The sequence below is a fragment of the Phyllobacterium phragmitis genome (assembly GCF_002980495.1).
GTDB classification, from domain to species: Bacteria; Pseudomonadota; Alphaproteobacteria; order Rhizobiales; family Rhizobiaceae; genus Paramesorhizobium; species Paramesorhizobium phragmitis.
Genome location: NZ_PVBR01000020.1, coordinates 1 through 23,470, shown reverse-complemented (window position 1 = coordinate 23,470; position 23,470 = coordinate 1). Strand labels below are relative to the sequence as shown.

The window sequence follows — 23,470 nt, the reverse complement described above, 5'->3', positions numbered from 1 at the left end:
TCTCATCTCCTTTTTTTCATTCGTTCCCCGGGATTGTTCCCTGTTTTTCAGATCGCTCATGAAACCGTGCGGATAAACTGCTTCAAACGTTCGGATTTCGGCGATCCGAACAGTTCTTCCGGCCGCCCCTCTTCCTCGACGATGCCGTTGTGCAGATATATCACATGACTCGCCACCTCGCGGGCGAACTTCATCTCATGGGTGACGAGCAGCATCGTCCGCCCCTCTTTGGCGAGATCGGCAATGACTTTCAGAACCTCGCCGACGAGTTCGGGATCGAGCGCCGACGTGGGTTCATCGAACAGCATGACGCGTGGCTGGATGGCCAGCGCCCGCGCAATGGCGCCGCGCTGCTGCTGCCCGCCCGAGAGATAGGCGGGATAGACGTCGCGCTTTTCGGAAAGCCCCACCCGCTCGAGCAGTTGCTCGCCGATCGCAATGGCCTCGTCGCGCTTCATGCCCAGGACATGAATGGGCACTTCGATGACGTTCTGGATCAGCGTCATATGATGCCACAGATTGAAATTCTGGAAGACCATGCCGAGGCGGCTGCGAAGGCGCTCGATCTGGCGGCGATCGGTCGGATATTGACCGCCTGCGCCGTCGCTGATCATCCGCACATCTTCGCCATTGATGCGGATGACGCCGCTGGTCGGGTTTTCGAGGAAATTGATGCATCTGAGGAATGTCGATTTTCCCGAACCGCTGCCACCGATGAGCGCAACGACATCGCCGTCTCGCGCCTCCAGGGAAACACCTCTAAGGACTTCGAGGTCTCCGAACCGCTTGTGCAGGTTCCAGACATGGATGGCTTCGGCCCGTTCAGTCGTTATCGGATGGAGTGTATCCGTTGAAACGGCTGCGGCCGGAGACGCCGTCATTCCACACTGCCCATCTGTGATAATTTCGCACGATTGATCATGACGTCGCTCGCTCCGCCTCTTTTGTCAGCATGGAATTTGATTGTCCAATTTAACCGCATCACACCACTTGCGCTGTAATTATGCAAGCGTATAAATACTGCCCATTATCATTTTCTCGAGTGAGCACGAAATATGACCGCATTCGGTTCCCAGTCGATGGCCCTTCCCCTCAAACGCGTCATCATGCGCATGCCGGACCGCGTCATGGCGGGGGCGGAGCCTGATATTTGGCACTATGGATCGCAATTCGATCCGCACAAAGCATCGCAGCAACACAGCGTCTTTGCCGATCTCGTCGCACGCTCCGGCGCCGAGATCACCTGGATCCGCGACGGCAATGACGGCCTCGCCGATTCGATCTTCACCCATGATCCGTCCCTGGTTACCAATGAGGGAGCGATCCTCCTGCGCATGGGCAAGCGCTTGCGTCAGGACGAGCCGGATCTGCATCACGAAACCTACAGACAGATGGATGTTCCGGTTCTTGGCCGCATCGAAGCGCCAGGTACTGTCGAAGGCGGCGATTGCGTCTGGGTCGATGACAAGACCCTGGCGGTCGGTCGCGGCGTGCGCACCAACCAGGCCGGGATCGAACAACTGGCTGCGATCCTGGCGCCGCTCGGCGTCACGGTGCTTGGTTTCGATTTGCCGCTCTGGCATGGCGAAGACGCCTGCCTGCATCTCATGTCCGTCATTTCACCCTTGGCGGAAAAGCTGGCGCTGGTCCATATGCCCCTCCTCCCCGCCGCCTTCTATCAATTGTTGAAGGAGCGCGGCATCCGCATGGTTGCGGCGCCGGAGGACGAATTCGCCGCCAGCAACGGGCTCAATCTCAACGTGCTGCCGACCATGCCCTATGAAATCATCGCCGTTGCCGGTTTCGAGGGAACCAAGGCCGCCATGGAAGCTGCGGGATGCACAGTTTCAACTTTCGAGGCGGACGCGTTGTGCATCGCCTGTGAGGGCGGCCCGACCTGTCTGACGCGTCCGGTCTGGCGGCAATGACCGAACAGATCGCCACACGCAAGAGCTTCCGCCGCGCGGGCGAGGACAAGCGGCGCGAGGATCTGATCGCGGCGACGCTGGAATGTGTCGCCGAAAGCGGGCTTGCCGGCGCGACCATACGCGAGATCGCCCTGCGCGCCGATGTAACCCCCGGCCTGATCCGCTATTATTTTCCAACCAAGGATGATCTGATCAGCGCCGCCTACCGGGCCGTCATGGATCGCATGACGGTTCAGGCGGGCGACGCCTTGAAAAACGCCGCCGATGATGGGCGGGCGCGGCTTTCCGCATTCGTCACCGCCAATCTTGGCCAGCCCATCATGGATCCGCACAATCTCTCGCTTTGGGCCGGCTTCATCGCGCTCGTCCATGCCGATCCCATTATGGCGGCAGCGCATCGCGACGGATATCTCCGCTTCCGCGATGAATTGGAAATCCTCATTCGCGAAGCATTGATAGCCGCCGGCAAGCCGGCTGAACCACACCACACCCGCCGCCATGCAATCGCGGTCAACGCGATCATCGATGGCCTCTGGCTGGAAGGCTGCCTTGCCGGCGATATGTTCGCCAAGGGCGAATTGGCGGTGACAGGCGTCTCGGCCATAGAGGCCGTTCTTGGAGTTTCCCTGCAAATCGAAGGAGGCGCAGCATGATGCGCTATGCATCCGTTACCAACCGTCTGGCCGGATTGGGGTCGGATAAATGGGCCGTCCACATCCGCGCACGCGAGATGCGGCAGGCCGGAGCCGAAATCATCGAACTGACGATCGGCGAACCTGATATTCCGACGCCCTCCGACATGATCGATGTAGCTGACAGGGCGATGCGCGCCGGCCGGACCGGCTATTCCAACGGTCGCGGCGAGCCCGGCGTCCTTGCCGCCCTTGCCGCCAAATATAGCGAACGGACCGGCAGGCCGATCACGCCTGAGAATGTCATGTGCTTTCCCGGAACGCAGACGGCATTGTCGATCGTCATGCTCGGCCTTGCCGAAGGCGGCGATGAAATCATCACCGGCGATCCGCTCTACGCCACCTATGACGGCGTCATCCGCGCCACAGGCGCTACCCGCATTTCTGTGCCACTGCATCCCGAAAACGGTTTCCGGATGCAGGCCGCCGATCTTGAGAAAGTCATCACACCGAAAGCCAGGGTGCTGCTTCTCAACACGCCGCACAACCCGACAGGCGCCGTGCTCGGTAAAAAGGAACTGGCGGAAATCGGCGAAGTCTGCCGCAAGCACGATCTCTGGATCGTCTCCGACGAAGTCTACGAACTCCTGATCTTCGACGGAAAATTCACCTCGCCGCTCGATCTTCCTGATCTGGCCGACCGCACGATCGCCGTGTCCTCGATTTCCAAATCCCATGCCGCTCCGGGCTTTCGCAGCGGCTGGTGCGTCGGGCCGAAGGCGTTCACGCAGCGGCTGCTGCCGCTCTCGGAATCCATGCTGTTCGGTGTTCAGCCCTTCATCGCCGACATGACGGCCTATGCCCTCGGCAGGCCGTCAGCGGCAGCGGCCACGATGCACGAGAATTATCTGCGCCGCGCTGAGCGCATCTCCGAGCGGCTGAACGGTATCGCGGGCATTGTCTGCAAGGTGCCGCAGGCGGGCATGTTCATTCTCGCCGATATCCGCGCGACCGGCCTTACCGGCGACGCGTTCGCCATGCGGCTGCTTGAGGAGGAGCACGTTGCCGTCATGCCCGGCGAATCCTTTGGAGAAAACCTGTCGGGCTATCTGCGCCTCAGCCTCAGCGTCGCCGACGACAAGATCGATGCCGCCTGCGCCGGCATCGTGCGCCTCGCATCCCGCCTCCAGCAACGGAAATACGCATGACCACGACAGGTGAAGCCCTCGTCCATCTGCTGGAGGCCTATGATGTCGATACGGTTTTCGGCATCCCCGGCGTTCACACGATCGAGCTCTATCGCGGCCTAGCCGCCTCGAAAATCCGCCACATCACCCCACGCCACGAGCAGGGTGCGGGCTTCATGGCCGATGGCTATGCCCGCGCCACCGGCAAGCCGGGCGTCGCCTTTGTCATCACCGGGCCGGGCATCGCCAACACCATCACCGCCATGGGGCAGGCGCGCGCCGATTCCGTCCCGATGCTGGTCATCTCCGGCGTCAATGAGCGCGATACGCTCGGCAAGGGCATGGGTTTCCTGCATGAACTCCCCGATCAGCGCGCCATGCTGCAGACGGTCGCGATGTTCTCGCACCGGATCGAGAACCCTGATGAACTGCCGGCCGTCCTGGCGCGGGCATTCGCCCTCTTCGCCTCCCGCCGGCCGGGGCCTGTTCATATCGAAATCCCGCTCGATGTGATGGCGCAGCCGCTTGCCGATGCCCGGCGATTACCGGAAGATGCGCCGGTCCCTAAGGCATCGCCGGAAGCGCTGGCGGAGCTGACCGAACTCTGCCTCACGGCCGAACGCCCGGTTATCCTGATCGGCGGCGGCGCGAAGACTGCGGCGGCGGACCTGAAGGACCTCTCGGAAAAACTCGATGCGCCTGTCGTGGCGACGACCAATGCGCGCGGCATCCTGCATGCGCATACCCTGCTCGTACCCGCCAGTCCCAGCCTGCGTTCCGTCCGCAAATTGCTCACCGAAAGCGATCTCGTCATCGCCATCGGCACCGAGATGGGGCCGACCGACTATGACATGTACGGCGATGGCGGCTTCCCCAAGTTGCAGCGCCTCGTCCGCATCGATATCGACGCAGAACAACTCGCCCGCCATGCCGCCTTCATGCCCATCCAGGCATCGGCAAGGGAAGCGGTGACGGCTCTTGCCGCACGTCTCCCCGAGCGGCGCAACGCCGGCTCAGGCGCGGACCGCGCCCGGACAACCAGGGACGCTGCATGGGCGGAAATCGCACCGAGAACGCAAAGTCATGTGCGCTTTCTCGATATATTGCGCGATACATTGCCCAATTCGCTCATCGTCGGCGACTCCACCCAGGCCATCTATTCCGGCAATCTCTATTACGATCATGACCGCGTCGGCGGCTGGTTCAACGCCGCCACCGGTTTCGGCGCGCTGGGCTTCGGCCCGCCCGCCGCCATCGGTGCGGCACTCGGCCAGCCGCAGACATCCACCCTCTGCATTGTCGGCGATGGCGGTTTCCAGTTCGTGCTCGGAGAACTCGGCGCGGCGGTCGATGAAAATACACCGGTCATCTTCATCGTCTGGAACAATCGCGGCTACCAGGAGATCGAGCGCGCCATGCGCGATGTCGATATCGATCCCGTCGGCGTGCGCCCCACCCCGCCGGATTATCTCAAGATCGCCGAAGCCTATGGCATTCAGGCGCAGCGCCTTGCAAAGCTCGATGATCTGCCCGCCGCCCTTTTGCAGGCAAAGGCGGGAGGAATGCCGTATCTCCTTGAAATCGACGAGCAACTGGTCGGGTAGTCTTGTGATTTCTAACACTTAGTCTTCGGCTGAGATAAAAACGATGGCGGGACAGCACCCCCTCTGCCCTCCTGAGCTTGTCGAAGGGCGGGCAGAGGGGGGTGCCTCGCGCTTCCCCTCACGGCCGATGCATGGTCTTGACCTCAAGGAAATCCTCAAGCCCGAACTTGCCTCCCTCGCGGCCATTGCCTGACTGCTTGTAACCGCCGAACGGGCTGCCATAGCGGTGCGGCCCGCCATTGATATGCACCATGCCGGCTTTCAACTTCAAAGCCACCCTTTCGGCGCGCGCCGCGTCGCCCGTCTGGACATAGGCTGCGAGCCCATAAGGCGTATCATTGGCAATGGCGATCGCCTCTTCCTCCGTATCGAACGGGATCAGTGACAGGACCGGGCCGAAAACCTCCTCCCTGGCGATGCGCATATCGTTGCGGACATCGGCGAAGATCGTCGGGCGAACGAAATAGCCCGTCTCGAAGCCTTCCGGCTTGCCTGCGCCGCCAACGACAACGCGTGCGCCCTCTTCTATTCCAGCCTCAATCAGCTTTTGCACCCGGTCGAACTGGATATGGCTGACGAGCGGGCCGATATGGTCGCCCTCTTCCTCAGGATTGCCGACGCGCGCCGTGCTGCCCGCCTCCTCTGCAATTTCCACCACCTTGTCATAGACCGAGCGCTGCACGAGCATACGCGTCGGCGCATCGCATGACTGGCCGCTATTGTTGAAGCATTCGAACACGCTGCTGGCCACCCGGTCTTCGAGATCGGCATCCCCAAAGACGATGTTCGGCGACTTGCCGCCAAGCTCCAGCGTCACCCGCTTGACCGTATCGGCCGCATCCTTGCTGACCGCGATGCCGGCGCGGGTCGAGCCGGTAAACGACATCATGTCGACGTCTTTATGCCTGGATAGAGCAGCACCAACCATCGCGCCATCTCCATTGACGAGATTGAAAGTCCCTGCCGGAAAACCAGCCTCGTCGATCATCTCGGCATAGAGCATTGCATTGAGCGGCGTGAACTCGCTCGGCTTCAATACGCAGGTGCTTCCCGTCGCCAGCGCCGGAATGACCTTCAGCGCGATCTGGTTGATCGGCCAGTTCCACGGCGTGATGAGACCGCACACGCCGATCGGCTCGCGCACGACGATATCGCCATTCGGCAATTCCTCGCGCATGGGCACATTCTTCAGCGCGCCGATGAAGCCCTGCAAATGCCCGATACCGACATCCGCCTGCTGCTGCGTGCTCATGGTGATCGGCGCACCAAGCTCCAGCGTGATGGTTCGCGCCATCTCGTCATAGCGCCGCCGATAGATCGCCAGCAGCTTTTCCAGGAGCGCCAGCCGCTCCTCGACGGATGTCCGGCTATAGGTCTCGAACGCCTTCTTCGCCGCCGCCACGGCGCGGTCGATATCCGCAGGCGTCCCCATCGAGATCACGGCGAGGGGCTTTTCCGTCGCCGGATTGATCACCTCGAAATCATTGGCTTTGAGAGGAGGAACCCATTCGCCATTTATATAGAAATCCCGTTTGATGAGCATGACACTCCCCTCTCATGAATCCTGTTGGCTCTATTCTTGCGATCAATCGGGCGAACGCAAGAGCGCCTGTGCCATGCAATGGATTCCACCACCGGTTTTCGAGATTTCGCTCATATCGACGGAGGCGACTTCGAAGCCCAGCGCCTTCAGCTTTTTGATCAGCGTCGTGCTCGATGACGGCGCGATCACGCGGTCGCCGCCCAGCGACATGAAATTACAACCGAGATTGATGGTATCCTGGAACGGCACATCGATGATCTCGTGCCCCTTGCCCATCAGCCAGTCGACGATCCCCGGTTCCGTACAGGCAAGGCAGACGGCGGTCAGCTTCGGCGCGATGGGCACGACCATCAGGTCGATATGCACGTAATATTCATCGATGAAGGCAAGCCGCGTCTCCCAGCCTTCCCTGCGGAACCAGTCTTCGACCTGCCGCGCCCCCTCTTCCTGGGTACGCGCGCCGCCGCAGCCAATCAGCACGCAGCCTTCCTCGATGACGTTGAAATCGCCGCCTTCGAAGGTCCCGGCCGTCACCATGTCGTAGATCGGGATGCCGAGCCGTTCATAGGTGCGGATCGCGGCATAGTTTTCACCGCGCCGCCACCAATTGGCCATCGCGGTGATGATTGCGCCATAGGGCGTCATGACGCTGGAATCGCGCGAATAGACCTGCATCGGCAGTTCCGGTTCCGGCTCGTGCCAGTGGATGTTGACGCCGAAATGCTCGTACGCCGCGACCAGCTCCTTGTGCTGTGCCTGCGCCACCTGGATGTTGCAGGGCGCCTCCCTCAGATGCTTGCGCGACAGCGAACTCGTCGCCATGTGCTTGAGATAGGCCGGCGAGCCCAAAAGGACATCGGTGAGCCGGTCCGTCTCGTTGCGAAAACCCCATTGCTGCAATGGCCGGGTGCCGCCATCGGGGTTGCGCCGTTTCAGCGTGAAGCCATCCGTTGCAAAGGCCTGTTCATGACGCGTCATCGTTCAGTCTCCTCTTGGTATCCACCAGTCGTGCCCGCGGGCTGTCGTGACATATTCCGGCCAACGGAAATGAATGGGCGGCTCGTAATCGCAAAGCGGCGCAATCCATTTTTCGCCGCCGATCCCGCCGCCCGTGCGTTCGATGAATTCGACCTTCGCATTCTGCCGGGCACCCTCGTCCTCGAGCAGACGTAATGCCGTCAGGGCGACTGTCTTCGACGCACAGACCACCATGGGATCGATTGTCTCGGAGATGCCGCCAAGCGCGTTCATCACCCAGCCGGGATAGGCAAAGCCCGGCGGTGCCTTCAGGGCGGGACGCGCCACGTAGATGCGCGCCGTCGGGGCATGCCAGCTCATGTCCGTATAGTCGTCGGAGGTCGAATTGACCTGCGATGGCGGGAGATCGCGGCGCAGAATGGCTTCGGCCTCACGCGGAGAGACCAGCCTCTCGCATTCATCGATGAATGGTTCGTCCAGCGCCTCCGCGCCTGCATTCACCTGAATTTCGCGTCCGATCGCCTTGGCGGCATCGTCCCAGCGCGGCGGACCAACGACTTGAAGCGCTTCCCATGCGACCTCCGCCATCGCGTGATTGGCGAGACCAGGCCGCGATTTGGATACCCAATGCCGCTCCACGCGGCATCCGGTCATGGCGGCAGCATGCTCGGCATTGCGGTCGAGCACGGATGTCACCTGTTCCGCCATGGCGATTGTCGGCACGCGGATCATGTACTGGATTTCGGCAAGTGCCGCCGGCAGATTGTCGGCTGTCGCCTGGCCCGCCGTCAGGATCGCCTCGCTGATCGACCAGCCGCCCTGATGCGGCAGCATGGAATCGCGCAAGGCCTTCGATGTCATGTACATCGTCATCAGCGCATCGTTTGCGCCCGGCGCCCGCACGGCGGAATGCGACTGCGGGATCGGAGCGCCATCGCCCAAACCCCATTTTTCCGGCTGGTCGCAGACAAAGCGGTAGATCATCGAATAGGCCGCGCCGCAATGCGTGTCCCAGCGCACCGTGTTGCACAGCGGCAGCATGTAGAAAGGATGAAACGAAAGCATTCCATCCAGCCCGTCATAATAGCCCTTGGCGGCGTGGATGGGCTTCGATCCCCTCACCTTTTCGGCCGGTTCGCCGGTAAAGCGTAACGTGCCGGGAATGCCGTGCCTCTCCATCGCCGCCTTGGTGGCCAGCAATCCGCCAAGGCTCGATATCCCCAGCCCCGAATGCGGATCGGTGTGTCCGCCCGCATGTTCGCTCAGGCCCGGCCGCGCCCGCCGGACGGTCGCTGCATCCTGGCAATTGCCGGGAACGGCATCATATTCGGCATACATGCCGATAATAGGGGCGCGGCCATTCGTCCCCGTCCGGTTTGACCCCTGACTTGACCAATGCGCGCAGAAGGCCGTGGGCATGCCGGCCGAACCGGCTTCCACATCGAAGCCGTGGCGGCGCAGCAGCGTCACATACCATTCCGCCGACCGGTATTCGCGCCACGCGGTCTCGCCGAAATCGAAGATCGTCCGGGTCCACGACGACAGATCGCCACGATGGCTGTCGATAAAACCCAGCGCCGTCTCCTGAGCAGATGTGACCACGATGCGCCTCCAGTTGGCTGGGAGATAATCATCTGGAAGGCGGGACAAAAAGTGATATGTTTTCTCAAAACCTGCAAATTCCATTCACCTCATCAGCCAAGAGACATCTGATAATGCGCATCCCGTCCACGCAGGCCCTACGCGCCTTGGAAAGCTTCGCGCGGCATGGCAGCGTGTGGAGGGCGGCGGAAGAGCTGCATTTAACGCGCAGCGCGGTGAGCCATCAGTTGCGTCTGCTCGAACGGGATCTCGGCTTCGAACTCCTGCAACGGGATGGCAAGGGCGTGATGCTCACCCCGCGCGGACGCAAATATGCCAATGACATCCGCAAGGCCTTGATCGTTATCGACGATGCGTTCGGTCGCCGCAGCCCCGCCGGTGTCGAGGGCACGCTGCGCATCAGCTGCACCGCCGGCTTCGCCTCGCTCTGGCTGTGCACCCATATTGCCGAATTTCAGGAAAAATATCCTGACGTCGCCCTGCGCATCGTGACGCCGCGTAAGCTTGACGATGTCAGCGATGCCAGCGTCGACCTGTTCATCGCCTTTGGCGACGGCAACTGGCCTGGCCGCGCGGTGGAGCTGCTTTGCGAAGTCCAGTTCACACCGCTTTGCAGCCCGGTGCTCCTCAACAAGATCGGCGGACTGGCGGAGCCGAAGGACGTGTTGAGGGCGCCGCTGCTTCACCTCGATGATTTCGAGGACTGGACGCGCTGGCTGGCGCTCGCCAACGTCGACAACCCGGATTCCGAACGCGGCATCGTCTTTTCCGATATGAATCTCGTCTTCTCGGCCGCCATCACGGCGCAGGGCATAGCGATGGGCGATGAGCTGACCTGCCGTAAGGCCATGAGAGCCGGTCAACTCATCAAGCCGTTCGATTTGAGCATCAAATCACCGAAATCCTATTTCCTGATCACCGATTTCGCCAAATCGGACCATCCGGCGCAACTCGCCTTCATCGAATGGCTCAAATCGCGTTTATCCCAGACCTATACCGCCGGATGAGAAGAAATCCTCCTGGCGTGAAATTCATTCACGTATCCGGGTAATATAATTCAATTGTCGTCCTGGCCGATTGTGCCTAGGCTTTCCCGAAAAGGGGAAGAAGTCAATCGATGCCTCAACGCATTCCAGCAAGCGAAATCACGGCTGCCCAAATCGGGGCCGCCGAAATCAACGCCGAAAATATCGGCAAGACATTCGGAGCCTTTCGCGCGCTCAATGACCTCTCGCTCGATATCAGGCGTGGCGAATTTCTCACCCTTCTCGGACCATCCGGCTCCGGCAAGACGACGTTCCTGATGATCCTTGCAGGCTTCATCGCCCCGAGCGAGGGCCGGCTGATGATGAACGGCAAGGACATCACCCATGTCCCGGCGGAAGACCGTTCCTATGGCATGGTCTTTCAGGGCTACGCACTCTTTCCGCATCTGACCGTCGAGCAGAACATCGCCTTTCCGCTCAAGGTCCGTCGCCGCAATTCATCCGATATCAAGCGCCGTGTCGGCGCGATGATCGAACGGGTCGGCCTCGTCGGGCACGAGAAGAAACTGCCGGCCAAACTGTCAGGCGGGCAACAGCAGCGCGTGGCGCTTGCCCGCGCGCTCGTCTTCGAGCCTTCGGTGCTGCTGCTCGATGAGCCTTTTTCGGCGCTCGACAAGAATTTGCGCGCCCTGATGCAGGAAGAAGTCAAGCGCCTGCATCAGGAAACCGGCACGACATTCGTCTTTGTCACCCACGACCAGTCGGAAGCCTTGGCGCTCTCCTCGCGGGTCGCCATTTTCAACCATGGCGAACTCCTCCAGATCGGGGGGCCGCAAGACGTCTATGAACGGCCGGCCAGCCGTTTTGTCGCGGAGTTCCTGGGCGAGATCAATCTGCTGCCGCTGAAAGGCGTCATCCGCAACGGATCAGGCGCAACCGGGCGGTTCGAGGATCGGGCGATCATCCTCGACAGGGCGACGCAGAAGATCGGCGATGAAGCCGTTGCCGCCATCCGGCCTGAACACATGCACCTGACCGAGACACCGCCGCCAGCCGATTGCAACGCCATCACCTGCTGCGTCGAAGGCGCCACCTATCTCGGCGCGCTGACGAAATATCACCTGAAGACTAAGACCGGGACACCAATCGCCGTATCGATACCGACAGCCGCGGCATCGCCCTTAAATTCCCGAACCGATGTCTGGGTTTCATGGCCGACCAGGGAAGGGTTTTTGCTGCCGGCAGGCGAATAGAACGCAAATAACAGACGCATCCGGGATGTGACCAATAACAATCCAGAGGGAAACAAGATGGATCACGCATTTCAAAAAGACTGCCTAGAAATCCTGGCAAACAAGGTGGAGCGTGGAGAGATCAGCCGGCGGCGCTTTACCCAGATGGCCGCGCTCATCCTGGCGGGCGCGCCGGCCATATTGCGCTCCACGGGCGCCTCCGCCCAATCGAAAGACCTCGTTCTCGTCAATTGGGGCGGCGATGCCATCACGGCCTATGACAAGGCCTATGGTCAGCCATTTACCAAGGAAACGGGCATTATCGTCAAGATGGACGGCTCGGGGCCGACCGAGGGCGCCATCACGGCGCAGTTCAAGAGCGGCAAGCCCAGCTGGGACCTGCTGGATATCGACCCGTTCTCCGGCATCTCGCTCGGCAGGCAGGGCATGCTGGAGCCGATCGATTACACGATCGTCGACAAGAACAAGATGCGCCCAGGCTTCGGCTGGGATCATGCCGCTTCGACCTATTTCTTCTCCTATGTCATCGCCTATGATTCATCGAAATTCGGCGATCAGGCGCCGACGGGGATGGCCGATTTCTTCGATGTCGAGAAATTCCCCGGCAAGCGCTCGCTCTATAAATGGGGTTCCGCCATGTGGGAGGCGGCGCTCATGGCCGATGGCGTGGCGCCGGAAAAACTCTATCCCCTTGATCTGAAGCGGGCGCACGACAAGCTTGCCGCCTTCAAGGAACACGTCGTCGCCTATTGGGGCGGCGGGGCGGAAAGCCAGTCGGTACTGCTCGATGGCGAAGCTTCGATGGCGCTCATATGGTCGACCCGCGCCCAGCTCCTCGAGCAGGATACCGGCGGCCAGATCAAGTTCGTCTGGGATCAGGGATTGATATCGCCGGGCGCGCTCGGCGTGATGAAGAACAATCCCGGCGGCAAGGAAAATGCGATGAAATTCATCGCCAGCGCCCAGGCGCCCGAGCGGCAGCTGGAAATGTTCAATCTCCTCGGCCAGGGACCGGCAAACCCCGCCACCGACGCGCTCATCCCGGACGACAAGAAGCGGATCAACTGCGTCGATCCCGCCAACATGGCCAAGCAGATCCCGCTTGATATGGAGTGGTACGCCGAACATTACGGCTCGGCCCTCGACGAATACACCAAGATCATCTCGGCCTGAGTCGAAATGCTTGAACGAGGGGGGTGTTAAGGGTGCAATGCTTTCAGGAAGCCGCGCCAAAGGGGAATGAATGATCGCAAAATCATCTGGAAAATTGCTTCTGCTCGCACCCTTGCTCCTGTTTCTCGGCCTCGCCTACGTCGTGCCGTTCCTGGGTATCGTCCGCTGGAGCTTCACGCTGCCTGAGCCCGGCATCGGCCAATACAGGGCCGTGTTTTCCGATCCGCTCGTACAGTCCGTCTTCCTCAGAACCTTGCGCATCTGCCTGGTCGTGACGGCCGCTTCGCTTCTGGCCGCCTATGCCATCGCCTATGTCTGGGTGCGCGGCACGCGCCTGCAGCGCATGCTGGCCGAGTTCTGCATCCTCGTCCCCTTCTGGATCTCAGTGCTGACGCGCGCTTTCGGCTGGCTGGCGCTTCTGTCGAACCGCGGCCTGATCAACACATGGCTGGAGGCCGCGGGCATCACCAGCGAACCTCTCGCCCTTGCCCGTAATGAACTGGGTGTGATCATCGGCATGACGCATTTTCTCATTCCCTTCGCCGTTTTCCCCATCGCATCGGCCATGCGCAGCATAGACGAGCGTGTTTTGCTGGCGGCGCGCGGCATGGGCGCATCGCGCAGCCGGATTTTCTGGACGGTCTTCGTGCCGCTGACTTCAGGCGGACTGATCGGCGCGGCCCTCATCGTTTTCGTCTTCGCGCTCGGCTTCTTCGTCACGCCGGCCATCCTCGGCGGCGGCCGCAGCGTCATGGTGGCGGAACTCGTCTATCTCCGCATTTTCCAGAGCCCCGATTGGGGGTTGGGCGCGGCGATCAGCGTGATCCTGGTCCTGTTCATCGGCGTGCTGCTGGCGATGATGCGGCGCTTCATCAAACCTGCGCATCTGGTTGGATAGATTCATAATGCAATCATCACGCCCCGGCCCCGTCCTCCTTATCCTCGCGATGGCCGTCGCCCTGTTCCTGCTGATGCCGCTCATCGCGGTCGTGCCTGTGTCCTTTACGCCGGCGCGCTTTCTGTCGATGCCCTCCGACACGCTGTCGCTGCGCCATTATCAGGCGCTCATCGACAACCCCGCCTGGGCGCATAGCATATTGCTGAGCCTGCGTATCGGCATCCTCTCGAGCTTCATCGCAACGCTGCTCGCCACCCTCTTCGGCCTCGGCATATGGATGTATCAGCCGCGCTTTTCCGCCCTGCTGATCGGCTTCGTGCTGCTTCCGCTGATTGTCCCGCCGGTCGTTTCCGCCATGACGCTCTATTTCCTGATGACCACCCTCTCCGCCTTCAACGACTGGATCGGCTACGACACCTGGATCGGCGTCGCCCTCGCCCACGCTGTCATGATCACGCCCTTTGCGGTCGTCCTCATTCTCGTGGCGCTCTACCAGGTGGATCGAAGGATCGATCTGGCCGCCCGCGGCCTGGGCGCCGGCCTCGCCACGCGCGCCTTCAAGGTGATCGTCCCCAATATCAAATTCGGCATCGCAACGGCGGCACTCCTGTCCTTCGTCCTGTCCTGGGAGGAAATCGGCGTGACGCTGTTCATCACCAGCGTCAACGCCATTACGCTGCCGCGCCTGATGTGGATGGGCCTGCGCGACAATATCGATCCGGCCATCGCCGCGATTTCCGTCCTGCTGATCATTGTCACCGCCATTATTCTTGCCTTAGGAATGATCGTTGGAAAGCGTCGGCGGGACGTGCACTAGACGGAGACTTCAAGTGATTTCAGCAAAAATTATCGCAGCGCTTGAAGGCCTCGTCGGAAAGCGTAGCGTCAGGAATGCCGATGCGCTGCGCGCCATCCATCCGGGCTTCGACAGTCGCAACTTCGATGCGGGCCTGATGGTCACCCCGAACACCAGTTCAGAAGTGGCTGCCGTGCTTCGCCTGTGCAACGATCATAGGATTGCCGTCGTCCCCCATGGCGGGCGCACCGGTCTGGCGGGCGGCGCAGCCTCCACGGCAGGCGAGATCATCCTGTCATTGGCAAGTCTAAACAGGATCGAGGAGATATCGCCCGGCGCACAAACCGTGACCGTCGGCAGCGGCGTGACGCTGCAGGCCTTGCAGGAAGCGGCCGAGCCCCACGGCCTCACCAGCGGCATAGACATCGCCGCGCGCGGCAGCGCCACCATCGGTGGCATGATCTCTACCAATGCCGGCGGCATGGAAGCCTTCCGGCTCGGCGTGATGCGCCAGCGCGTTCTCGGCCTCGAAATCGTACTTCCCGACGGGTCGATCATGAGCGACATGGCGCAGGTCACCAAGAGCAATGAAGGCTATGACCTGAAGCAACTCTTCATCGGGGCTGAGGGAACGCTTGGGATCGTCACCCGCACCGTTCTGAAGCTTAGCGCCAGGGATGAGTTCACCGCCACGGCGCTCCTCGCCTGCCCCTCAGCGGCGGCGGCCGTCGCCCTGTTCGCCCAATTGCAGCGCAACCGCTCTCTGCGGCTGCTGCGGGCCGAAATCATGGAACGGGCCTATTTCCGGCTGGCTGTCGAAGTTCTCGGCCCCCCGGCGCTTGCCGCCCTTGCCGATGCACCCGTTTATCTGATCCTCGAATCCGAGGCGCCCGATCAGCAAACGGCACAAACCTCCTTGGAGAACGCCCTGGCGGGAGGCATCGAAGATGGACTGGTCCTCGATGCCATCATCGCGCAAAGCGAAAGCGACCGGCACCATATCTGGACGGTGCGGGAAGACAGCGATGTCGCCACCCGCGCCTATCCCGACGGATACTGGTTCGACATATCTGTACCCTTGCAGTCCCTGCAGACCTATCTCGACCGGTTTTCGGATGGGACCACAGCCCTTGGAAACGACGTCCGCGGCTTCGTCTTCGGTCACCTCGGCGATGGCAATCTCCACATCTGTGTCGCCAGCGATGGCGACATGCCCAGCAGGGAAGCCGTCAAGACCATCGTCTATGCCGATCTCAAAAAGATGGGCGGGTCCTTCTCGGCCGAGCACGGGATCGGCCTCGAAAAGAAGCCGGATCTCGAAGCCTTCGTCGATCCGGTGAAGCTATCGCTGATGCGGGCGATCAAGAAAACGCTCGATCCCAACGGCATCATGAACCCCGGAAAAATCATCGGATAACGGCCGCAAGCCGCGCCTCGTCCGCGTTCCGCTGGAATGCTCGGCCGGCACGAGGCCCAGCCAGGCCACCAGTTGCTTCGGGCTGTCGAAGCGAGCAGATCGCCGATCTCCGCAACGAGCGTGACGGCCGCTTCCGCGCGTTAGAAGAGATCGGGAAGGAGGCAGGGGGTTCTCGACCGACGCAGCTTGGCCAGTTATTGCCGATCAGGCCGTCTTCCCTCGCCGAAATGCCCCCCGGCCGGGACACGCCCGGGCACAAGTTCTTTGAATTCTCGCCCGTCCTTCTTGGAACCGCTTCCTCCGGACAGTTCAGCACTGCCGGAATCCCCCATGTTTAACGGCTATGTGACAAACCTGAAATCCATCTGAAAACACGGGACAATCGCCTGACATATGCGGGCTCTACAGAGGCTGCGAAAGTGCCGGATCATCTCTGGCACGGTTGCAATATGCCGATGCGGAGAACGCAGCATGAAGATCGTCCAGATCACCGACACCCATCTCAGCCCCGACAAGATGCATTTCAACGCAAATTGGGAGCCGCTTGCCGCCTGGATCGCCCAAACGGATGCGGACCTTGTGATCCATACCGGCGACCTCACCATCGATGGCGCCGATTACGAGGACGATATCGCCTTCTCGATGGAACTGATGCGCCAGCTTCCCGTCCCGATGCTGCTCGTGCCGGGAAACCATGATATCGGCCATTTTCCGGGCTCGTATCAGGAGGTGGATATGACCCGGCTGGAACGCTGGCGGCGCATGGTCGGGCAGGATTACTGGGTGTCGGACCACGGCAACTGGCGGCTTGTCGGGCTGAACAGCCTGCTGTTCGGCTATGGCGACGCTGAAGAAGAGACGCAGTTTGCCTGGCTGGCGGATGTGCTGGCGGCGCGCGATGGCCGGCGCGTGGCGATCTTCACCCACAAGCCGCTTTTCATCGATGAGCCGCGTGAAGGCGATACCGGTTACTGGGGCATCCATCCGGTGCCGCGCCAGCGCCTCTACGATCTGCTCGCCGCCCACGACGTGGCGCTTTTTGCCAGCGGGCATCTGCATTGGGCCTGGAAAGGATCGTTTGAGAAAACCGCGCTCGTCTGGGGACCGTCATCTGCCTTCATCATCGACACGCTGGAGCGCGAGATGCCCGGCGAACGGATTGTCGGCGCAGTCATCCACATGCTTGGCGATGACGTCTCGAGCGAGATCGTCTCCCTACCCGTGCTGACGCCATATTTTATCGATGAAGTAATTCACGAGGTCTATCCGCACTCCGCTCCCGATCCGGTGACGGAGGCGGCGCAATGAGCGTCTTTGCGCTGAGCGATATCCGGAAGTCCTTTGCCGGAAACGCGATATTGAAAGGCGTTTCGCTGGAGGCCGAGGCGGGCGAATTCATCGCGCTCGTCGGCCCTTCCGGCTGCGGCAAGAGCACGCTGCTGCGCATCGTCGCCGGGCTCGACCATGCCGATAGCGGAGAAATCCATATCGGCGGTCGCGAAGTGTCACAATTGAGAGCCGCAGACCGCAACGTCGCCATGGTGTTTCAATCCTATGCGCTCTACCCGCATCTGACCGCCGGCCAGAACATCGCCGTGCCGCTTGCCATGCGCAAGCTGAGCAGCGCGCAACGGCTGCCCTTCATCGGTCCGATGCTGCCGGGCCAGCGCCAGATTTGCGCCGATATCCAGCGACAGGTGGCGGCCATGGCCGTGTCGCTGAAGATCGACCATCTGCTTGACCGCAAGCCGGGCCAGATGTCCGGCGGCCAACGCCAGCGCGTAGCACTCGCCCGCGCCATGGTGCGCGATCCGAGCGTCTTCCTCATGGACGAGCCCCTTTCCAATCTCGACGCCAATTTGCGTGTCCATGCCCGTGGCGAGATCGTTGAACTGCATCGCCGCGCCGGCGTACCGACGCTCTACGTCACCCACGATCAATCCGAAGCGCTGTCGATGGCTGACCGGGTGGCCGTGATGATCGGCGGCAATCTGCTCCAGATCGCCGCGCCACAAGTGATCTACGACGATCCGAGCCATGTCGAAGTCGCGCGTTTCATCGGCCAGCCACGTATCAACTTGCTGCCGACAGTCCGAGATGCTCAAGGCATCGTACAGTTCGGCACGCTGCGTCTCGCGTCAGAAGGCCACGGCGGCGCAAACGTCACGCTCGGCATCCGTCCGGAGTTTGTGCAGCTTCGCGCGCAAGGGCAAGGCATGCTGGCGGCCCGGGTCGAACGGCTGGAGTTTTTGGGCTCTGAAGTCATCGTCTTCGCCAAACTCGCCGTCATCGGCGAAACCGTGCTCGCCAAGGTCACGCCGCTCGAGGCGCGCGGATTGATTGCCGGACAGCCAATCGACCTCAATCTCGACGCCGCGCGGATAATGCTTTTTGCCGAGGATGGTCAGCGACTTCCTTCCGCGCGTGTCACCGCCGCTGTGCGGGAGATCGCTCATGTCTGATGTCGCCCTCCCCGTTTCAGCGATTGAAACAGCGGCCTGGCGCGAAGCGCGGATAGCGTGGCTGCTCGCCTCGCCGGCAATCGTGCTGATGCTTCTCTTCATCGTGCTTCCCACCATCGCCGTGATCGTCCTCGGCTTCACCGATTTCGAGCTCGGCTATGGCAGCTTTCGTTTTGTCGGCCTCGAAAACTATGCCGACCTTATCAGCGACCGGACCTTCCGCCGTTCATTGTGGAACACCACCGTCTATACGGCGATCGTCACGCCGATATCGATCGCGCTTGGCCTCGGCATCGCCCTGCTGATCGAATCCGAACCGCGCGGGCGCGATTTTTTCCGCACCGTGTATTTCCTGCCCGTCGCCTCGCTGCTCGTCGCCATGGCGACGGTCTGGCAATATCTCTTCCATCCGAGCATCGGCCCCCTCAACAGCTTTCTCGCCCTGTTCGGCATTCCAGGCCCGAACTGGCTCGGAGCTTCGAGCACGGTGCTCTATGGCCTTTCGATCATCGGCATCTGGCAGTCCGTCGGCTTCAACATGGTTCTGTTCATGGCGGGTCTCACCGCGATCCCGCGTGAATTATATTCGGCGGCCGAAATAGACGGGGCGCAATCCGCCATCGACCGCTTCCGCCTCGTGACCTGGCCGATGCTCGGACCGACCACGCTTTTCGTCACCACGATCAGCGTCATCAATTCGGTCAAGGTGTTCGAAACGGTGAAGACCCTGACCGAGGGCGGGCCGAACAAGGCATCGGAAATGCTGCTGTTCACCATCTACCAGGAAGGCTTCGTTTATCTCAAGGTCGGCTATGCCTCGGCAATGACCGTGGTGTTTCTCGCCATTCTCGTCGTCCTGATGGTCCTCCAGTATCGCTTCCTCGACCGACAGGTGCACTACTCATGACCCAGTCCTGGACATTCGGACGCGTTTTCCGTCTCACGCTGCTCATCCTCGGCGCGCTGATGTTTCTCGCGCCCTACATCTTCATGATTTCGACCGCCGGCAAGGACCAGAGCGACATCTTTTCCGCCTCGCTGTCGCTGATCCCGCAGCACTTCGCCTACATGGCCAATTTCACCAAGGCCCTGACACGGGTGTCGATGCCGAACCTGCTGCTGAACGGGGTGATCGTCTGTGGCTTGATCCTTGTGCTGCAGGTGGTGGTGGCGGTGCCTTGCGCCTATGCCATGGCCAAGCTGAAATTCGCTGCTGCGCGCATTCTGATGGCCGTGGTCATGCTCGGCCTGCTGGTCCCGATCCACGCAACAGCCCTGCCGCTTTATGTCGCGTTCGACAAGCTGGCGCTTCTCAACAGCTATGCGGTGCTGGTCGCGCCATTCTCGATCTCGGTGTTCGGCATCTTCCTGTTCCTGCAATTCTTCCGTGCCATGCCCGACGATTTGATCCATGCCGCCCGCCTCGATGGCATGTCGGAAGCCGGCATCGTCGCCCGCGTCATCGTGCCCAATGCCTGGCCGGCAGTCACAGCGTTCGCCATCTTTTCCGTGGTTGCGCACTGGAACGACCTGTTCTGGCCGCTGATTGTCGTCACCAACCAGTCCTATGCGACGCCGCCCCTCGGCCTGCTGTTTTTCCGGGCAGCCGAGGCCGGCGACGACTACGGCGCGCTGATGGCCGCCACGCTCATCATCACCCTTCCCCTCGTCATTGCATTCCTGCTCGCGCAGAAGCGCTTCGTCGAGGGCATCACCATGACCGGTCTCAAAGGCTGACCGGTCGTAACGCAACTCAAGGAAACCATGCGATGAAACATATCAAGCAGGCCCTCACCGCCGCCGCAATGTCGGTTGCCATGTCGATCCCGGCCCATGCCGAAACGACCCTGACCGTGCACTATCCCATGCCCGGCTTCTTCAAGGACGTGATGGACACGATCTCGAAGAAGTTCATGGAAGAAAATCCTGACATCAAGATCCAGTTCGCCAACCCGTCGGCGACCTATGAAGAAGGTATCCAGACGATCATGCGCCAGGCCGGCACATCGGAAATGCCCGATGTCACCTTCATCGGCCTCAACCGCCTGCGCATGCTGAACGAGCGCGATATCCCTGTCGATCTCGGGCCACTGGTCGCTAACGATGGCGACATGGCCGCGCAGGGCTTTTCCGACAACATCCTGAAGCTCGCCCAGGTCAATGGCAAGCAGGTGGGCCTCGCCTTCGCCACATCCAATCCGATCATGTATTACAACGCCGATCTGGTGCGCGCCGCCGGCGGCAATCCGGACGTTCCGCCGAAGACATGGGACGAGGTGATCGCGCTTGGGGGCCGGATCAAGGCGCTCGGCAATGGCAATGAAGGCATCGATTTCCGCTGGCAAGCCGATGACTGGATGTTCTCCGCGCTGCTGTTCGGCGCCGGCGGTACCATGCTGAGCGAAGACGAGAGCAAGGTGACCTTCAATGGTCCACAAGGCCAGAAGGCCGTCGAGGTCCTCGACCGCATGGTTAGGGAAGGCGGTCTTCCGGTCCTGACCAAGCAGGCCGGTGAACAGGCCTTCGTGGCTGGCAAGATCGGCTTCACCTTCCAGACGACCGGCGCGCTACGCAATACCATCAAGAATGTCGGCACCAAATTCGATCTGCGCACAGCCTCCATCCCGCTGATCGACCCGGTCAACGGCAAGCTGCCGACCGGCGGCAATGCCGTTGTCATTCTGACCAGGGACGCGGACAAGCAGGCCGCCGCATGGAAATTCGCCAAGTTCGCCGCCGGGCCTTATGGCGCCTCGGTCGTCGTTCCCGGCACCGGCTATGTTCCCAACAATGAACTGGCCGCCGCCTCGCCGGAATATCTCGGCACATTCTACAAGGAGAACCCGCTGTTTCGCGCCGGTCTCGAGCAAATGCCGCGCATGATCCCGTGGTATGCGTTTCCGGGCAGCAATGGCGTAAGGGTCACCCAGACCATCGTCGAGAACCTGTCGCGCATCGTCGAGCAGACCGCAACACCCGAAGAAGCGCTGAACGACGCAGCCGCCGATGTCAAAAGACTGCTGCCGCGCAACTAAACGGACTTGAATTCAGCGGCCGCCTCACCCCGTGGCGGCCGCTTTTACACGACGATCACTGCTCTTGCGTGATATTGCGCACCGTACCGCCCTGACGCAGCCGGTGCGCGACCTGCAATTGCCGCGGCACGGCGGCATTTTCCGCCATATCGAGGAGCAGCGACGCAGCCGCCGTCCCCATGGTCGCATCCGGCATCTCCACGGTTGTCAGGACCGGCTCGGTCAAAAGGCCGATAGCGATGCCGTCAAACCCGGAGACCGAGATATCGTTGGGCACCGACAGCCCATGACGCCTGACCGCCGCGATGACGCAAAGCGCCAGAAGATCGTTGGAGGCGATGATGGCCGAAGGCACGAAATGCGAAAGAGTCGCCGAGAGATCCAGCGTTTCGAATTCATCGACAAAAGGAACCTGCACGGCTTCAAGCGCAGCCACCTGCGCCACTTCCATCGCGTCGCGATATCCGGCGTAGCGTAGCCTTGCGCGGTCTGAAGCCGTGAAATAGCCGGAGACGAACAGGATGCGCCGATGGCCGCAGGCCAAGAGATGTTCGGTGATGTCGCGGCCAGCCTGGCGATTGTCAGCACATACGGCTGCGGGCGAACGTTGGGTCGCCGGATTGCCAAGCAGAACCGCAGGCGGGAGATCCTGCGACAGCACCTTGCTGTTCTGGGCATCGCACACCGTAAGGATGAGCCCCGTGGGTTGCTGATTGAGAAGGGAAGCGACCGCATCCACCTCGCGCGCCGGATCATAGTCCGACTGGGCGATCAGAACGCCATGACCGGCAATCAGCATACGGTTCTGGATACCATTCAGGGACGCTGCAAACACCGGATTGGTGATGCTCGGAACGAGAACGCCGATGACCGGCCGCCGCTTTGACAAGCCCGACGTTCCCGCCGCCGAACGATAGCCCACCTCGGCTGCGGCGCGCCGGACTTTCCGAACCATCTCATCGCTCACCGATCCTGTTCCGTTCAAGACTCGCGAGGCTGTTGCGAGCGAACAGCCAGCGCGGGAAGCAACCTGCTGGAGGGTAGTCATGACGCGACCCGCTATTGAACTGCCGAAGAAGAGGACAGCGAACCCGCTATCTACAATGAACCTGCCGGAATGCGCAATGAGCCTCCGTCGTCGACCATCAGGTGTACGCGATAACCTTTACGACGCAGCGCTGATCAATTCCTCGCTTTTCGCCCAAAGCTGCTTGGCCCTGTCAATGTCGAGCGCATACGATCTTACGCCGTCGGCGAACGGGTTGGGCGTGTCATCGATCGGCGCGACCGCGCAATCCTCGAGATAGTGTCCGCCGATCTCGTCTTTGTTAGCCACGACCGCGGCCCAGACCGACGTTGCGGCTGCCTGCGGGATTTCTTTCAGCTCGGCTGGCGAGAGACCCGCTTCGGCGCGTGCTTTGCCAACGGTCTCGAAAAGGCCTTGCAAGCCCTCCTGCGAGAAATGACGAGGGAGATCAGTGATGCTATTCCCAGGCATCACCGAGGCGGCTCGGATGCCGCGATCGCGATGCCGCTGGTCGAATTCTACTGCGAAGAGAGAAGTGGCCGTCTCCGATCGGCCATAGGCGACAAATGGGTCATATGCCTGTTGCTCGAAATTCGGATCGTCCAGGTCGATATCGGTGACGCGATGAGCTTGGGACGACAGCACCACCAGGCGCCCGTTATCGGCGAGCAGCGGCTCTATCCGAGTGATCAAGGCAAAATGACCAAGATAGTTCGTCCCGAACTGAACTTCGAAGCCGTCAACTGTCCAACCGAACGGCGTTGCCATTGCCCTTCCCGAGAGCTGGGTGACATTTTATTGCGGAGAGATGGAATGGACCCGTGACCTACCCGAGACATGGGTCACAGTTCATTGCGGACACATAGGTTACACAATTGGCGCTTTGCGGAGGATCGCGGAGTGCCGTGGAAGGAGTGTAGCCTTATGGATGAACGGCTGAAGTTCATCG

21 protein-coding genes and 1 pseudogene are annotated in these 23,470 nt (G+C 61.1%); 15 read left to right on the top strand and 7 right to left on the bottom strand.

What is annotated here, in order from left to right; genetic code table 11:
- Nucleotides 1–56 precede the first annotated feature (56 nt).
- Nucleotides 57–881, bottom strand: a complete 825-nt coding sequence (locus C5748_RS21295) for an ABC transporter ATP-binding protein (protein ID WP_105744106.1) — start codon at nt 879–881, stop codon at nt 57–59.
- A gap of 174 nt (nt 882–1,055) precedes the next feature.
- Between C5748_RS21295 and C5748_RS21290 the strand changes: the two genes are divergently transcribed.
- Genes C5748_RS21290 through C5748_RS21275 form a run of 4 tightly spaced genes read left to right on the top strand, consistent with a single transcriptional unit; the run spans nt 1,056 to nt 5,351 of the window.
- Nucleotides 1,056–1,928 (top strand): dimethylarginine dimethylaminohydrolase family protein, encoded by an 873-nt coding sequence (locus C5748_RS21290; RefSeq protein WP_105744104.1) that lies wholly within the window; start codon nt 1,056–1,058, stop codon nt 1,926–1,928.
- A complete protein-coding gene (locus C5748_RS21285; RefSeq protein ID WP_105744102.1) occupies nt 1,925–2,581 on the top strand; it encodes a TetR/AcrR family transcriptional regulator in 657 nt (218 codons plus the stop codon). Before C5748_RS21290 ends, C5748_RS21285 begins: the two co-directional genes overlap by 4 nt.
- On the top strand, nt 2,581–3,768 hold the full coding sequence (locus C5748_RS21280) for a pyridoxal phosphate-dependent aminotransferase (RefSeq protein ID WP_105744248.1): 1,188 nt from the start codon (nt 2,581–2,583) through the stop codon (nt 3,766–3,768). Before C5748_RS21285 ends, C5748_RS21280 begins: the two co-directional genes overlap by 1 nt.
- Nucleotides 3,765–5,351 (top strand): 5-guanidino-2-oxopentanoate decarboxylase, encoded by a 1,587-nt coding sequence (locus C5748_RS21275; protein WP_105744100.1) that lies wholly within the window; start codon nt 3,765–3,767, stop codon nt 5,349–5,351. Before C5748_RS21280 ends, C5748_RS21275 begins: the two co-directional genes overlap by 4 nt.
- Nucleotides 5,352–5,469: 118 nt before the next feature.
- Here the strand turns inward: C5748_RS21275 and C5748_RS21270 are convergent, their stop codons facing one another.
- Genes C5748_RS21270 through C5748_RS21260 form a run of 3 tightly spaced genes read right to left on the bottom strand, consistent with a single transcriptional unit; the run spans nt 5,470 to nt 9,474 of the window.
- Nucleotides 5,470–6,894 (bottom strand): aldehyde dehydrogenase family protein, encoded by a 1,425-nt coding sequence (locus tag C5748_RS21270; protein WP_105744098.1) that lies wholly within the window; start codon nt 6,892–6,894, stop codon nt 5,470–5,472.
- 42 nt (nt 6,895–6,936) lie between these two features.
- Nucleotides 6,937–7,872: a dimethylarginine dimethylaminohydrolase family protein gene (locus C5748_RS21265; RefSeq protein ID WP_105744096.1), complete on the bottom strand. Its 936-nt coding sequence runs from the start codon at nt 7,870–7,872 to the stop codon at nt 6,937–6,939.
- Nucleotides 7,873–7,875: 3 nt separating this feature from the next.
- Nucleotides 7,876–9,474: a zinc-binding metallopeptidase family protein gene (locus C5748_RS21260; protein WP_105744246.1), complete on the bottom strand. Its 1,599-nt coding sequence runs from the start codon at nt 9,472–9,474 to the stop codon at nt 7,876–7,878.
- 113 nt (nt 9,475–9,587) lie between these two features.
- Between C5748_RS21260 and C5748_RS21255 the strand changes: the two genes are divergently transcribed.
- The 6 genes from C5748_RS21255 to C5748_RS21230 all read left to right on the top strand — a co-directional run bounded on the left by C5748_RS21255 (nt 9,588) and on the right by C5748_RS21230 (nt 15,997).
- On the top strand, nt 9,588–10,481 hold the full coding sequence (locus tag C5748_RS21255; RefSeq protein WP_105744094.1) for a LysR substrate-binding domain-containing protein: 894 nt from the start codon (nt 9,588–9,590) through the stop codon (nt 10,479–10,481).
- 110 nt (nt 10,482–10,591) lie between these two features.
- Entirely contained in the window at nt 10,592–11,713 is a 1,122-nt protein-coding gene (locus C5748_RS21250; RefSeq protein WP_105744092.1) for an ABC transporter ATP-binding protein, read from the top strand.
- Nucleotides 11,714–11,770: 57 nt separating this feature from the next.
- Entirely contained in the window at nt 11,771–12,886 is a 1,116-nt protein-coding gene (locus C5748_RS21245) for an ABC transporter substrate-binding protein (RefSeq protein WP_105744090.1), read from the top strand.
- A gap of 70 nt (nt 12,887–12,956) precedes the next feature.
- Nucleotides 12,957–13,784, top strand: coding sequence for an ABC transporter permease (locus C5748_RS21240; RefSeq protein WP_105744088.1), 828 nt, complete (start codon nt 12,957–12,959; stop codon nt 13,782–13,784).
- A gap of 7 nt (nt 13,785–13,791) precedes the next feature.
- Complete coding sequence (locus tag C5748_RS21235) at nt 13,792–14,601, top strand: ABC transporter permease (RefSeq protein WP_105744086.1); 810 nt, start codon at nt 13,792–13,794, stop codon at nt 14,599–14,601.
- 13 nt (nt 14,602–14,614) lie between these two features.
- A complete protein-coding gene (locus C5748_RS21230) occupies nt 14,615–15,997 on the top strand; it encodes an FAD-binding oxidoreductase (RefSeq protein ID WP_105744084.1) in 1,383 nt (460 codons plus the stop codon).
- Nucleotides 15,998–16,006: 9 nt separating this feature from the next.
- Here C5748_RS21230 and C5748_RS21225 read toward each other — a convergent pair.
- Nucleotides 16,007–16,125 (bottom strand): annotated as a pseudogene (locus C5748_RS21225) (transposase); the annotation flags it as partial.
- A gap of 343 nt (nt 16,126–16,468) precedes the next feature.
- Between C5748_RS21225 and C5748_RS21220 the strand changes: the two are divergent.
- The 5 genes from C5748_RS21220 to C5748_RS21200 are packed head-to-tail and all read left to right on the top strand — an operon-like array spanning nt 16,469 to nt 21,494.
- The gene (locus tag C5748_RS21220; RefSeq protein ID WP_105744082.1) at nt 16,469–17,305 is read left to right on the top strand and encodes a metallophosphoesterase family protein; all 837 of its coding nucleotides are present in this window, start codon (nt 16,469–16,471) and stop codon (nt 17,303–17,305) included.
- Complete coding sequence (locus C5748_RS21215; protein WP_105744080.1) at nt 17,302–18,459, top strand: ABC transporter ATP-binding protein; 1,158 nt, start codon at nt 17,302–17,304, stop codon at nt 18,457–18,459. Before C5748_RS21220 ends, C5748_RS21215 begins: the two co-directional genes overlap by 4 nt.
- Entirely contained in the window at nt 18,452–19,366 is a 915-nt protein-coding gene (locus C5748_RS21210; protein ID WP_105744078.1) for a carbohydrate ABC transporter permease, read from the top strand. The genes C5748_RS21215 and C5748_RS21210 overlap by 8 nt, the downstream gene beginning before the upstream one ends.
- Nucleotides 19,363–20,196: a carbohydrate ABC transporter permease gene (locus tag C5748_RS21205; RefSeq protein ID WP_105744077.1), complete on the top strand. Its 834-nt coding sequence runs from the start codon at nt 19,363–19,365 to the stop codon at nt 20,194–20,196. The genes C5748_RS21210 and C5748_RS21205 overlap by 4 nt, the downstream gene beginning before the upstream one ends.
- A gap of 32 nt (nt 20,197–20,228) precedes the next feature.
- A complete protein-coding gene (locus C5748_RS21200) occupies nt 20,229–21,494 on the top strand; it encodes an ABC transporter substrate-binding protein (protein ID WP_105744076.1) in 1,266 nt (421 codons plus the stop codon).
- A 55-nt stretch (nt 21,495–21,549) separates the two neighbouring features.
- Here C5748_RS21200 and C5748_RS21195 read toward each other — a convergent pair whose 3' ends face one another.
- Nucleotides 21,550–22,542, bottom strand: coding sequence for a substrate-binding domain-containing protein (locus tag C5748_RS21195; protein WP_105744074.1), 993 nt, complete (start codon nt 22,540–22,542; stop codon nt 21,550–21,552).
- A gap of 117 nt (nt 22,543–22,659) precedes the next feature.
- Nucleotides 22,660–23,289: an SDR family NAD(P)-dependent oxidoreductase gene (locus C5748_RS21190; RefSeq protein WP_245581906.1), complete on the bottom strand. Its 630-nt coding sequence runs from the start codon at nt 23,287–23,289 to the stop codon at nt 22,660–22,662.
- Nucleotides 23,290–23,470: the final 181 nt, after the last annotated feature.